Source organism: Flavihumibacter rivuli (genome assembly GCF_018595685.2).
Lineage (GTDB): Bacteria > Bacteroidota > Bacteroidia > Chitinophagales > Chitinophagaceae > Flavihumibacter > Flavihumibacter rivuli.
Genome location: NZ_CP092334.1, coordinates 36,808 through 51,469 on the forward strand (window position 1 = coordinate 36,808; position 14,662 = coordinate 51,469).

Annotated in this window: 8 protein-coding genes; all 8 read right to left on the reverse strand. The window is 49.4% G+C overall.

All coding sequences use genetic code 11. The annotated features are described in order from the left end of the window. Positions 1 to 53: 53 nt before the first annotated feature. The gene (locus KJS94_RS00170) at positions 54 to 6,200 is read right to left on the reverse strand and encodes an alpha-2-macroglobulin family protein (RefSeq protein ID WP_214446747.1); all 6,147 of its coding nucleotides are present in this window, start codon (positions 6,198 to 6,200) and stop codon (positions 54 to 56) included. Positions 6,201 to 6,420: 220 nt separating this feature from the next. Continuing rightward, a complete protein-coding gene (locus tag KJS94_RS00175) occupies positions 6,421 to 7,086 on the reverse strand; it encodes a T9SS type A sorting domain-containing protein (RefSeq protein WP_214446748.1) in 666 nt (221 codons plus the stop codon). Positions 7,087 to 7,710: 624 nt separating this feature from the next. Next, a complete protein-coding gene (gene sucD, locus KJS94_RS00180; protein WP_214446749.1) occupies positions 7,711 to 8,583 on the reverse strand; it encodes a succinate--CoA ligase subunit alpha in 873 nt (290 codons plus the stop codon). Positions 8,584 to 8,686: 103 nt separating this feature from the next. Next, complete coding sequence (locus tag KJS94_RS00185) at positions 8,687 to 9,496, reverse strand: ABC transporter ATP-binding protein (RefSeq protein WP_214446750.1); 810 nt, start codon at positions 9,494 to 9,496, stop codon at positions 8,687 to 8,689. 51 nt (positions 9,497 to 9,547) lie between these two features. Beyond that, complete coding sequence (locus KJS94_RS00190; RefSeq protein WP_214446751.1) at positions 9,548 to 10,285, reverse strand: MlaE family ABC transporter permease; 738 nt, start codon at positions 10,283 to 10,285, stop codon at positions 9,548 to 9,550. 44 nt (positions 10,286 to 10,329) lie between these two features. Continuing rightward, entirely contained in the window at positions 10,330 to 12,675 is a 2,346-nt protein-coding gene (locus tag KJS94_RS00195) for an NADP-dependent malic enzyme (protein ID WP_214446752.1), read from the reverse strand. A 264-nt stretch (positions 12,676 to 12,939) separates the two neighbouring features. Beyond that, a complete protein-coding gene (locus KJS94_RS00200) occupies positions 12,940 to 14,124 on the reverse strand; it encodes a M20 metallopeptidase family protein (protein ID WP_214446753.1) in 1,185 nt (394 codons plus the stop codon). 87 nt (positions 14,125 to 14,211) lie between these two features. Then, a complete protein-coding gene (locus KJS94_RS00205) occupies positions 14,212 to 14,637 on the reverse strand; it encodes an SPOR domain-containing protein (RefSeq protein WP_214446754.1) in 426 nt (141 codons plus the stop codon). Positions 14,638 to 14,662 lie beyond the last annotated feature (25 nt).

Genomic DNA, 14,662 nt, shown 5'->3' on the forward strand with positions numbered 1-14,662 from the left:
TCGCGATGAAGAAGACCCTTTTGGATTAGCTGCTAGTGATGGGGCCTAATGACCTATTCCACGCTGATTTTCACCCCTTCACTATGGCTGGTGAACTCAGGGGCATACATGCACTGGATGGTGCTGATGCCATTGCTGAATACCCCGGCATGGGAGACGAACATAGTGTAATTCAATACATGTGTACCCTTTGGCAGGTAGTCAATGAAGAAGTTGGTGCTGGCATCACGCGTGCTCTCATAATAGCCCAGCCTTCCCTGCCATTTATAGCCACTTAAGACATTGGTGGGTTCCAGTGCTGAAGCCCTCATGTCCTTCAGGTGCACAAATTCCATGTCCCGGTCTGTGGTGATCTCCAGCCTGATGGAAACCTTGTCGCCCACGTTCAATTGCATGCCTTCCGTCACTGGCTCCAATACCGGGCCGCGGTCAGTGGCGCGCTCCACCATAACCTGCTTGCGTAAACGAAGCGGGCCGGCTGCCGGACTGATCTTGTCGAGGTTTTCAAAATATTGCCAGTAAATGGCTCCCCATACGGGTTGGTCATTACTAGTACCCACAGCTTGCTGTGCATTGATGGTGATCTTGCCCATCTCAGGGAATACACCGGTGCCTGGAATGATCTTCTGGTAATAGCCTGTTCCTGCTTCTTCTTTTGTTGCCGTAACAGTGGTCACTCCCCCGAGGTTGATGCTAACCTTCGGTTCAGCAGCCAGCCAATCATTCCCCTGCATCAGCAATGCATAACAGGCATCTGCAGTCGCTTTGGTAGATGACCAGCGGTTGGTTTGTTTGTTCTTCAGTAACCATGCCTTCATTTCACCCACCAGTTTAGGCTTATTGCTGATCTCGCTAAAAGCTTCGATCAACAGTGCTTGGGTTTCGATCGGGGCTTCATGCCAATAAAAACCTGCAATATTATCTTTCCAGTACATACCCAAATCCTTACTGCGAATGGCATTCTCTTCCAATGACCTCAGGATGTTGAGTGCCGTTTGCTTATCGCCGGTACGATGCAATGACAAGGCCACCATGGCCTGGAGCATCCTGCCGCCCTTAACCCAGTTTTGCTGTAACTCCTTACGGTAATGGTTGACCGCTGTAAGGTATTGGCCCGGAATGCCCTTGTCCATAAAGAAGCTCCTCATGTACAGGTACTGGGCTGCATAGGAATTGGGGTAATGGACGCTTGCCTTTCCCTTCTTATCCTTTTCGTAATCTTCCTGCATCCTGGCGTCCAGGTAAGGCAATGCTTTCCTGACAATTTCATCTAGTTCAGGAACGTCTTTACCTGCACCCAGTTTCCTGAGGTGGCCAATCCCGGTGATGATGTATTGCGTAATGAATCGGTTGTCCGGTCCGCCACTGAACCAACTGAAGCCACCATTGGGCGTTTGCAGTTGAATCAGGTGGTCCACCAATGACTTCTTGTCCCTGGATAATTGAACCAGGTTGAACAAGGTGGCAATGCGTCGCTTCTGCTCCGCTTCATTCCTGGCTTCCAATACCCATGGGGTTTCTTCCAGCAACACCTGTTTGAGTTCCTGGTTTTTTTGAAGGTTGCTCATCAGGGCTGCCGTGTCTTTGCCCTGCCACTGTTGCATGATGCCCCTGATCCTTGGTGCTTTGTCCACGATCAGTGCTGCCAGAAGGTTGGCATATAGCCTGTTGAAAGTCTGTTCTGAACAATCGTAAGGGTAATCCGTCAGGTAAGGCAGCGCCTGAACGGCATACCAGGCCGGATTGGAGCTGAACTCCACGGTCAGGTTCTTGTGGCTCAGGGTCTCACTTTCCCCGCTTTCCCTAAGCTTTTTCCAATCGATGGTCCTGCTTTCATTACCTGTCAGGAAGAAGGGCTGGGTCTCCGTAACCAATTGTCGGTTACTCAGCACCGGTAGTGTGGCACTTTCCCCATCGCTTACATTGCCCGCCCTCGCAATGATCCTCCAGGTCAGGGCCTTGTCGAATTGGTAAGGTACTTCAATGGGGAATTTCACCGCTTCACTGCTATTGGCGGCCACGGTAAAATACTGGTTGGGGAAGAAGTTCCTGAACCAGCCGTCAACCGGTTGGTTAGTGGTGGCATCAATGAGCTGGAGTTCTACCTGCCCGGTCATTTCCTTGTCGGTAACATTCACCACCTTGGTAACGATCTCCATCCTGTCGCCCTCCCTCAGGAACCTGGGCAGGTTGGGTTGGACCATCAGGTCTTTCCGGGTAACTATTTCCCGTTGGGCATATCCCATGGCCAGGTCCCTGGTATGGGCCAGCATTTGCCATTTCCAGCGGGTGACAGCCTCCGGCATGGTGAAAGTGAACGAATAAGTGCCATTGGCATCTGCCTGTAATTGGGGGAAGAAGAAGGCAGTTTCTGCAAAATTCTTTCTTACCTGTACCTGTTGGTCTGCTCCTGATGAGGTAGTGTTCTCTGCAGCTTCATCAAGAGTAGAATGGGCCTCTATTGCTACAGCATCTGCAGTCTCTTTTTGGTTAGGTGCCATGTCGGCAACTCTTTCCTGCTTGGTATTTTCCGGCGCCATATGCATCTGTGCAACAGTTGCCTTGCCTCGTACTGCGTACCCCATACCTTTCATTATAGGAGTGTTTGATTCCCCGGAGCCCCATAGCAACTGATCATAGCTGATCCTGTATTTATAGGGGAATGGCTCATAGCTTTGCCGCTCCAGGGAAGCTGACGCGCCAAAATTCCTGTTGCTGTTCCAGTAAGTGTATCTCCTGTTTGTCGGCCATAGTCCGGGTCTTTCCCATTGATGGGGCTGGAACTGGTCAAGTGATGCATCATACATGCTGGTCAACAGTTCTGCTGCTTTCTTTTCCCCTTTCCTCCCGCTGACCTGCACCGACCATTTTTCCTCTGAGCCGGGTAGGGTCTTATCGCGGAAACTACTGGTCTTTACTTCAAGCTCCTTTTCCAGCCAGGGTACTTGAATGAATTCGCTTTTTTCGAAGAAGCGGTTATGCTTGACCATCCAATGCGTGATGGTGAATCCTCCCTTGTCTTTTTCGGTTATAGGTAACTGGTAGGAGTGGATACTATTATCCAGCCTGGTTAAGGAATAGGATAATTGTTCTTCATTTTCCTCTTCCTCTGATTGGCCTACTGTCCTAACTGAAAACAGGTAGCTGTCCCCCGCGCTGCTTCCCGCTTGCAGGTTGGCTACCTGCCCTGGTTCAAGGGGCTGGCTGGTTGAGTTTGAAAACAGGTATTCCTGTACTGGTAATTGCTTTTGGCCGGGATTGAAAAGGAATACGTTTTGTTTATCCGTAACCGTTACACCATAAGGATCGGTTGCAGTGACCATAACCTGGTACCAGCCCGGCTGCAGAGATTTGCTATTGGCCGGGTTGATGGGGACTACAGTGCTTGCACTATCCCTGGTAACAATTGGTTGTTCCTGTATTGGGGAAGCAACAGGCCAACCCAGGATATCGCTTTCATCCTGGTATTCGTCGTAAGGGAAATTAGCGGCAAACTCTTCCTTGCCCATTACATACATGTCCGGCTTTGACCAGTACCTTTTCCTGATCAGTTTGTCGGGAGATTGGATGGGACTGATACGGATACTCGCTTTTGTGCTGACCGGTTCCCCGTTGGTATTGGTGGCCTTCAGTAAGATAGACTTCCATTCCTGGATAGGGACAAGTCCTGGATTTTCCTGGATGCTGATGACCAGGGCTGAGTAACCTGCATGGACCATGGTCTCGCCTGTACGGGTTTCGCCATTGAGGTCGGTCACCTCGGCGCTTACTTCATAATCAAATACGGGGTTGCCTTCCTTTTCGATTGAAAGATCAGGGATGGCTTTGAAGGATATGGAAAAATTGCCATCCTTGTCTGTTGTTGCCTGGCCATTGGTGATCTCCATGGATGCAGAGCGGGTGGGGAGACCTTTCCACATGCTCCAGAAATAGGGGATTCGGGTTGTCCGAACTACCCTGTATTTCACCATGGCCCTATCAATGGCATTCCCTGCATAGGCCCTGGCAGTTCCCTTAACAGTGATCGTGTCGTCTACACGATAGGTGCCCTTTGGCTGGGCAATCTCAACGTCAAACCTCGGCCTTTTATATTCTTCTACACTAAAGGTTACTTCGCCGGTATAGTTCTTTTCAATAAGTTGGAATTCCCCGGTCAGGCCACCGGCAGGGAGGGTAAAGGTTCCTGAAATGGAACCGAAATCATTGGTCGTAAGGTCAAGGGAATCGACCATGTCTCCATTGGCGTCCAATAGTGCAACTGTTGTTTTCCGGTTGGGCAGGATCTTGCTCCTCCGGCTTTCCTTATCCCTTGTAACCAAGATGCCCTTAAAATAAAGGGGCTGTCCCGGACGGTAAATGCTCCTGTCGGTGAAGAAGAATACCCTGGCTTGTGCCTTTTCATAAGCCTCGGGGTCCTTTGAAGCATCACCATTGGTGATGGACCTGCTGATATATTCCTGGTCGTCGAGGAACAAGTGATCATTGCCATGATTGATCTCCAATTGGACGCCTGACCTGCCTGTCTTCGCTTTCAACTGGAAATAACCATCCTTATTGCTGGATAGCTGCTGGTCCTTTGTCTTGATATATTTCCTGGTCTGGTAGTCGTAATCATTGAACCAGGTTTGGATAGAGGCATTTTGAAGGGGCTGCCCTGTTTCGCGGTTCATTACAAAATAGTAGTCGCCATTATTCACATAGGCAATGTTCGAAACGTGGAACCTGATAAAGGCAAGCTTACTGGTCTTTGAAGAGAAGGCCTGGTCATGGCTGGCCAGGATCGCATACTCGCCAACGGGAAGGGCATCGATCCTGATCTCTGCACTGTGTTGGTGGTAGTCAGAAGTAGCAGGTAGTTCCTGTGACCACATTCTATCTTCTTTCAAGCGTGCAATGCTTTCCCACCATTCCTCATTGCCATTGAATTCAAATTTGGCTTTCTGGTTCTCACTGATCCTGAACAGTCGCAGGTAAACTTTACCGGTATTCTTCCAGGAAACCAGGCTGCGGAAGGGCTTGCCGGGAACATTCACCTTTTCCACCTGCATCTGGATAAAGGGGCTTGAAATTTCCTGCAGGAGTTGACTGCAATTTTCTGAACCTTCTGACCTGATGCCTTTTACCAACACTGCCTGGCAGATGGCCATTGCTTCCTTATAGGCATTGGCAGACTTCGTCTGGCGGGGAGATGCAGGTCCATGGGGTTGGTAGCTATCCCCTAATCCCTTCCAGTATTGGGCTATTAAGAATTTTGCCTGGTCTGCCTCTGGCAGGTCCTTGTGGCTGGCTGCCAGGTGCTGAAGGGCTTTTACATAAAGGCTATCCTTTTCTTCCATCACGCTGTGACGGTGCACAAACTGCAAACGGGCAATATCGGCGTTTACCATTGCCGCTTTGTCCTTGTCGGTCATATGGGATGCCAGCAACTGTTGGTAGACCTTAAGGGCCTGGAAATGGTGCGCAGTGCTGTCCCTGCTTTCCAACTTGAGTTTGGCAAAGCCTTCTGCATCAAGGAAGAGCTTTGGGTTATCCAATTTATAGGCATCGGCCGGCTTGTTAAGGCCCCTTTCCTCGTTACTGAAATAGTCCAGCGCCCTCCAGGCCAGGAGGTCGTAAAGGGTAGGCCTTAGTTTCCGGCTATTGCCCTTGGTAATGATCGGTTCATAAACCGCCAGGCTTGTGCCTTCTAAAAGGGTTCTATTGCTAATAGAGGCCAGGTAGCTGGCGCTGATCTCGCGGTGGTAATCTTCGATACCCCAGGTCCGGATATTTTCTTTTTTGTATTGGGTGGTGGTAGGGGGCTGGCCATAGATCTTCCACCTGTTCTGGTTAAAGTGCTGTTCCAGTGCACTGCCCTTCAGGTTCTGGAGAAGGGCCTTCTGGACCCCGGAACTTTTATTGATCTCAGCCTGGAGGTCGCGAAGGTTGATCGTATCGCTGTACTCTTGCAGGTTTTCGGATAGGCTCATCCGGTAGACAAGGGCCTTGATGCTCTGTGCAGTGGCTTTTTCGGCCTTTGCTTTACTGTATAGTTTGTTTACTTCCGTTAGGGCAGTCTTGGACTGTCCTTTGGCCAGGATCAGGGTATCGATCCTTTGCCACCATTGGTTGTAATCGGTTACAGGCATTTTTTGGGCAAGGCTAATGGTTGAGAATAAGGTTGTCAGGAAACACCAAAAAAACAGACCTAGTCGGGTCATAGGACATAATTTATTACAAGTTATCAAAAAGGCTACAGACAATAGATGCAACTGCCTGTCAAATACATACATTAAGTGATGCAGTTTATGACCATATCTGCAGGAATATGGTTGCAGCAACAGAACTTAACTTTTTTTTGGGGATGGTGAGGTTTTGGGGAGAAGGGTGGTAAACAAAAAAAGCGGCATAATGCCGCTTTTCAAAAGAGTTGTAAGGTGTTTACTGTTTGATAAACCTTGATTGAACGGTCTGGTCACCTTTCCTGAGCAATACGGTATAGGAACCGCGGGTCAGCCTGCTTACGTTGAGTTGGATGGTCTGGCTGCCGGTATTCAACGACAGGGATTGCTTTAACACGATCCTGCCTGCCATATCGATCACTTCTATCTGGGCATCACCTTTGTTGCCATTGCTCACTACCAGGTTAAGGTTGCCCTGTACAAGGGTGGGAAACAGGTTGTTGAGAGCCAGGTGGCTACCGGTAAGGCGTACCTGCAGTATCCTTGTATAGGTCACCTTTTGGTTCTCATCCACGATCCTGATGCGGTAGTAGTTGTCAACTTCCAGGGGACTGTTGTCCATGAATCGATAGGCTGCTTCGCCAACACTGCTTACCGGTATTTTGGCGATAGTTGAATAATTTCCATTCACTTTATCACTGCGCTCCACCTCAAAATAAGCACTGATATGGGTGGCTACTCCTGTCCAATCCAGTTGCACTTTTCCATTGCGGGGGGCGGCGGTGAAGTTGCGGGTGGTGAGGGGGAGGATGTTTAAGGCTGTTACTGAAAAATTGTCAATTCTCCAGTTGGCAACATTACCTTGGCCAGTTCCACCTACAGCAACTAACCTTATTGCAAGTGTTGGATTGTTTACCCCTGTCAAGACACCCGTTAAGGGAGGGGTTGTAATTGTTGACCATGCCCCATAAGCAAATGACGCAGTAGAGTTAAGCAATATAAAATTACCTCCATTTAAGCTATACTCAACATTGAAGTTTGTGCTTGCGGCACTTGCGTTTCCATTACCAGTATTAAATGCAAATAAGCTAAAAGTTACTTGAAAATTTAATGCATCAATGAGGTTGATATTATTAATGGTGAAACTATTCCCCCTTTGCATTAGGATATTGTTTCCTCCGTTTCCAGGTGCTGGTGTGGTTGAGCTAACAAATACATTATTAGAGCTGCCTACAAACCGGCCCAAAGCATAGTTTTGGTAACCCGTGTAATTGGAAGCAATAACATTGGTTGATACTGCTGTATTTCCAAAATTTTCGGTTAATAGATTGGTTTGGCTAAATACAACTGAGCCTGTGGAGGTGAATAAAAGAAGGGTGGTAAAGATCTTCTTCATGCAATAGTTTTGTCCGTTAAAAAAATAGTTACGAATTAGTTGGCTTAGGATAGCTGGACAAAAATTGCTTTCAGTAGATAAGTTTAACTTGGCGCGAAAATAAGAAAGCGGCTGGATTTCCAGCCGCTTTACAGATTTTTTCAATATGATCTTTTATTTTTTCACCACTTCCGCTATCCTCTTGCCGATGTCAGCGGGGCTTTGAACCACGTGGATGCCACATTCTGCCATGATCTTCATTTTAGCGGCAGCGGTATCATCTGCACCACCAATGATGGCTCCGGCATGGCCCATGCGGCGGCCGGGAGGAGCTGTCTGGCCGGCAATGAAACCAACCACCGGCTTGGTGCCGTTCTCCTTGATCCAGCGGGCTGCATCTGCTTCCATGCTTCCTCCGATCTCACCGATCATAACGATCGCGTCAGTCTCAGGGTCGTTCATCAGCAGCTCAACAGCATCTTTCGTTGGGGTTCCGATAATGGGGTCGCCGCCAATTCCGATAGCAGTTGAAATGCCCAAACCAGCCTTGGCAACCTGGTCAGCTGCTTCGTAGGTCAGGGTGCCGCTCTTGGAAACGATACCGATACGACCTGCCTTGAACACAAAGCCGGGCATGATGCCTACTTTACATTCACCGGCGGTGATCACACCAGGACAGTTTGGACCTACCAGGCGGGTATTCTTACCCTGCAGGAAATGCCTGGCCTTCACCATATCCTGAACAGGAATACCTTCAGTGATACAAACAACCAGTTCAATACCTGCATCAGCTGCCTCCATGATGGCGTCAGCAGCAAATGCCGGGGGAACGAAAATGATGGACACATTGGCTCCGGTAGCCTTTACCGCTTCTGCAACGGTATTGAAAACCGGACGGTCGAGATGTGTAGAGCCACCTTTTCCTGGCGTTACACCACCTACTACCTGGGTGCCGTATTCAATCATTTGGGTTGCATGGAATGTTCCTTCTGTACCGGTAAAGCCCTGTACAATGATCTTGGAGTTTTTATTGACTAAAACGCTCATATGGCTCAATTAAAGTTGGGCAAAGCTAAGGTATAATGAGGAATTGAGGAATGATGAATTTAGAGCCTCAGGGTTAAAAAATCCAGGGGGCTTTAGCATCCGATTATTTCAGGAGCTCATCCATATTCCGGTTATTGTCGATCTTGCCCTTGTGTTCGAGCATCCGCATGTCCTTGGCATCACGCAGGAACTCCGAGGCGAAGATGAAGTCATTCAGGCGCTGGTTCTTACTGAAGATGATCTCCTGGTTATTGCCTTCCCACTCCTTATTACCCTGGTACATATAAATGATATGGTCCCCGATCTCCATCACACTGTTCATGTCATGGGTGTTGATCACCGTGGTGATATTGAATTCGGTGGTTAGTTCCTTGATCAGTTTGTCGATCACCAGGGAGGTTTGGGGGTCGAGACCCGAGTTGGGTTCATCGCAAAAGAGGTATTTTGGGTTCAGGACAATGGCCCTTGCAATACCCACCCTTTTTTTCATCCCGCCACTGATCTCGGCTGGGAACTTTTTGTTGGCGTCTTTCAGGTTCACCCGGTCCAGCACTTCATTGACCCTTTTCTTTTTCTCCTCCAGGCTCCAGTCGGTGAACATGTCCAGCGGAAACTGCACATTCTGTTCAACGGTCAGGCTATCAAAGAGGGCCGATCCCTGGAAAAGCATCCCGATCTCTTTCCTGATCTCCTTTCGCTTGGCATCGTCCATGGAAGTGAAGTCTTCACCTTGGTAAAGGATATGGCCATTATCCGGCTGGAACAGGCCGACCAGGCACTTCATGAACACCGTCTTGCCGCTGCCGCTGGAACCGATAATGAGGTTGCATTTGCCTGCCTCCATAACGGCACTCACGTCATTGATCACCACCTTGTCACCAAAACTCTTCCGGATATTTTTTACTTCGATCATGCTTTGAATGGATCTGTATTATTGGATAAGGTTACCCTGCCTGTCCTGTCCTTACAACAAAAGGGCAGCCAGTATGTAGTCTGCAAAAAGTATGAGAACGCAACTCACCACCACCGATTTCGTACTCGCCCTGCCGATTTCCAATGCACCTCCTTCCACGTAATAACCGTAAAAGGCCGGGATACTGGAAATAATGAAGGAGAATACATAAGCCTTGATGAGGGCAAAGGTTACATTGAAAGGAAGGAATGCCTGGAGTAAGCCCCTGTCGAAATCGGTGCCCGACAAGATCCCAGAAGCAGTGCCTGCCAGTCTTCCTCCCCAAATACCCAAAGCCGCGGAGATCACAACCAGCATGGGAATCACCAGGAGGGCCGCACCGATCTTGGGTAATATGAGGTAGGTCTTGGTGTTGATGCCCATGATCTCTAATGCATCGATCTGTTCGCTCACCCTCATGTTCCCCAACTCACTGGCTATCTTACTGCCTACCACTCCGGCCAGTACGATACAAACAAGGGTGGGGGCGAATTCCAGCAATACCGTATCGCGCACGATCTGGGCAATGGTGGATTTTGGAATGATCGGACTCACCAGCTGGTAGGCGGTTTGCAGGGTGGAAACTGCCCCCATGAAAATGGAGATGATCACCACGATCCCCAGCGACCCGATGCCAAGTTCGGAGCATTGATGCATGAACTCCTTCCAGTACACTTTGCCGTTTTCCGGTTTGGAAAACATTCCCCTCAGCATCAATAGGTATCGACCAAAATCTGTAAAAAAAGTCATGCGCTTTGCTTGCTTGGTTTAAATTGGTTTATTCCCGTTCATGGTCAAATGTCCCGGGAGACATTCTGGAATTTCTTCCACCACTTCGACTTGGTAACGATCTCCGCTGTTGCCGTTTTACTGCACTTGATCTGCGCATCGATGACCGCAACAAGGGCCATATTGAAGATGCTCCTTACAGAACTGCCCAATTGTAGTACATGTACGGGCTTTTTCATGCCCAAAAGGATAGGCCCGATCGCATCCGCGCCACCTACTTCTTTCAGGAGATTATATGCTACGTTACCTGCTGCAAGGTTGGGGAAGATCAGTGTGTTTACATCCTCGTCTACCAGTTCACTAAAGGGATAGTTTTCTTTCAGGATCTCTTTATTGAAAGCGATACTTGCCTGCATTTCGCCATCCACTACCAGGGACGGGTTCCTTTCCTTGACAATTCTCCTGGCTTCCGCTACCAGCTTGGCTTCCGGCGAAGCGCTGCTGCCGAAGTTGGAATAGCTCAGCATGGCGATCCTTGGGGTGATGTTGAAGTTCCTCACCTCTTTCGCCACCATCAGGGTAATGTCTGCGAGTTCCTCGGCAGTAGGATTGAAGTTGACTGTTGTATCGGCAAGGAACAGTGGGCCTTTCTTGGTGAGCAACAAGTACATCCCTGCGATCTTCTTCACACCTTCTTCAGTGCCGATCACCTGGATGGCTGGTCGGATGGTTTCATCGTAGTTGCGGGTCAGGCCGGAGATCATGGCATCGGCATCGCCGGTCTCCACCATCATGCACCCGAAGTAGTTCCTGTCCTTCATGATCTTGTAAGCCTCATACTTGTTCAGTCCCTTGCGCTGCCGCTTCTGGAACAATACCTGGCCATACAGTTTGCGTTTCTCTTCCTGCTCATCGCTCCTCGGGTCAATGATGGGAATGCCATCGAGGTCGATGCTGTTGGAGTCGGCAATGGTCCGGATCTTCTTCTCATCTCCCAGCAGGATGGGGTAGGCAACGCCTTCTTCAAACACGATCTGGGCAGCTTTCAGGATCTTGAGGTTATCGGCTTCTGCAAATACCAGTCGCTTGGGGTCTTTCCTCGCCTTGTTGCCGATTACGCGCATTAACTGGTTGTCAAGTCCCAGCCTTTTGTTCAGTTCAACCGAATAGGCATCCCAGTTAGTAATGGTTGACTGGGCAACACCGCTGTCGATCGCGGCTTTCGCCACTGCAGGGGCAACGGTTGACAACAAACGGGGATCAAGGGGCTTTGGAATGATATAGGTCGGACCAAAGCTCATGCTCTTTTCGTTATAGGCCAGGTTAACGATATCGGGGACCGGGCTCTTGGCCAGTTCTGCCAATGCCCTTACTGCGGCCAGTTTCATTTCCTCATTGATCTGTGTGGCCCTTACATCAAGGGCACCACGGAAAATAAAGGGGAAACCCAATACATTGTTCACCTGGTTGGGATAATCACTTCTGCCTGTAGCCATGATGATATCCTTTCGGGCAGCCACGGCTTTTTCATAAGTGATCTCCGGGTCGGGGTTGGCCATCGCGAAAACGATCGGGTTCTTGGCCATGCCCTGCACCATTTCCGTGGTTACTACATTGCCTACGCTTAGCCCCAGGAATACATCGGCATTTTCCATTGCCTTGCCCAATGTCCAGTCTGGTGATTTTACGGCAAATGGTTTCTTGTCCTCGCCCAGATCGGTACGTCCTGCATGCAGCACCCCGTCCTTGTCGAACATGATGAAGTTTTCATGCCTGGCTCCCAGGGAAACATAAAGCTTCACGCAGGCCATAGCCGCGGCACCGGCGCCATTAACCACGAACCGTACCTTTTCGATCTTCTTTTTCTGGAGCTCCAGTGCATTGATCAGGGCAGCTGCGCTGATGATAGCAGTACCATGCTGGTCATCATGCATAACAGGGATCTTCAGCTGCTTTTTGAGCTCCTGTTCTATGTAAAAGCATTCGGGGGCCTTTATGTCTTCCAGGTTGATCCCGCCGAATGTGGGCTCAAGTGCCTTTACGATCTCTACAAACTTTACAGGGTCTTTCTCGTTTACCTCAATATCAAATACGTCAATATCAGCGAATATTTTAAACAATACGCCTTTTCCTTCCATTACCGGCTTGCTCGCTTCTGGGCCAATATCGCCCAGGCCAAGCACTGCCGTTCCATTACTGATCACGGCCACCAGGTTGCCCTTGGCCGTGTACTTATATACATTTTCCTTATGTGCTGCGATTTCCTTGCAGGGTTCAGCCACTCCGGGGCTATAGGCCAATGACAGGTCCCTTTGGGTCTTCGCTTCCTTGGTTGGAATGACTTCTATTTTTCCCGGCCTGCCTTTTGCATGGTATTCAAGGGCTTGCGATCGTCTTGCTTCTTTCGCCATAATGTTTTTTTAATGTTCAGGGGTTTGATCCCCGTTCCACGGCATGATTGCCATTGTGGAATCCAAATGGATGGTCGGTTTGGTTAGAAACAGGGGTGCAAAATACGAAAATGAGCCAGACTAGTGGCCCTTATAGCGTTTATAAGTGCTGCCCCGGACTGTTGGGATAGGGGGCTGCCCGCCCGGAAGGGCAATACGACTGACCATATGAGAAGATAATCGGGCTAAGGCCGCCCGTTAAACTGCAATAACCCGGTAAATATTTCAATAGCTGAGTCCTGCGCCCATGGCGGCCATCAGGCCTATACCGATGGGGATGGCAGTTTCGTCAATATCAAAATTTGGGGTATGTACTCCTGAAGTGATCCCCTTTTCCTTGTTCATTACACCCAGGCGGAAAAAACAACCGGGAATTTGCTGGGAATAATAGCCGAAATCTTCCGCACCCATCCTGATCTCTGTTTCGCCAACCTTCTCCTCGCCCATGTATTCCCTGGCAATGGCACTGGCCTTTTCATGCAGTCGTTCGTTATTGTACACGGTTGGGTAACCAATGTCGATATGGAGGTCAACACTCGCCCCCATGCTTTTCCCGACGCCTTCCACGATCTCACGGATATGTTTATGCGCTTCGAAACGCCATTGCTCATCCATTGCCCTGAATGTTCCCATTAGTTTCACTTCGGCGGGGATCACATTGGTGGTATGGCCACCCTGGAAGGAGGTAATGGACAGCACCGATGGTTGCAATGGGTCGCGGTTACGGCTGATTACCTGCTGCAAGGCCACCACAATATGCGATGCTACCAGTATGGTATCTACGGTCAGGTGGGGGCCGGCCGCATGTCCGCCCTTGCTTTTGACAGAAATGTAGATCTCATCTGCACTGGCCATTACCTTTCCCGAACGGAAGCTTACCTGTCCAACCGGCATCTGCGGATGAACGTGAAGGCCGACAATGGCTTCCGGACGGGGATTTTCAAGTACACCATCTTTTATCATCAGGCTTGCACCACCGGGGTTCCTTTCTTCTCCCGGCTGGAAGACCAGTTTAACGGTTCCTTCCCATTGGTCCCTTAATTCATTGAGGATCCTGGCTGCACCCAGCAGGCAGGTAGTATGGACATCATGACCACAGGCGTGCATGATACCTTTTTTCAGGGAACGGTAGGGGACATCGTTGGCTTCTTCAATAGGTAATGCGTCCATGTCGGCACGCAAGGCGATCACCCTGGAACCCGGGTTACGTCCTTCAATGAGGCCGACCACCCCGGTAGTGGCCATCACCTGGAAGGGGATGCCGCATTCCCTTAATTTGGATTGGATGAAGGAACTGGTTTCATATTCCTCGTAGCTCAGTTCAGGATGGGCGTGCAAATGTCTTCTGACTGACACGTACTCTTCTGCATATTGTGCTGCCAACTGCCTTATTGTTCCGTGAATACTCATGCTCCAAAAATAAGGCATCTGCCTCCAATCGGGCAGCAGGATATAAGATAGGAATGGGAAAGTCCTGGAATGCCTGTTGCAGCCTGGTTATTGTTCCTGCATGAGGGAGTCGGTAGGATCAACCTCTATCACATCATTGACAATGTAAACGTTGTTCTTAAACTCCCTTGCTAATTGCCGCTGGTATTCTTCCGCTTCTTTCCTGGTCTTGAAATTGCCTACCCTTAACCTGAAATAAGGTGACTGGTACATCAGGTAGGCTTTCAGTTCCGGGAAAAGTTTATACACCCTTGTCTTTGCAGAAATGGCTGCATTGCGGTCAGTGGTATTGATCACCTGGATACGGAATCCGGAAACATTCCGCCTGGCTTCACGGGTGGTGAATTCATTTATCTCTGCCTGTTTGCGGACCAATTGATCGATCCTTGGGTCCTTATACACCACCAGGCTGTCGGATTGTCCAAATCCAGCCTTGACGAGCAATAATAATACAAGGGATAAGATCTGTTTCATACTTTAGCTTTAGCAAATTCCTCGC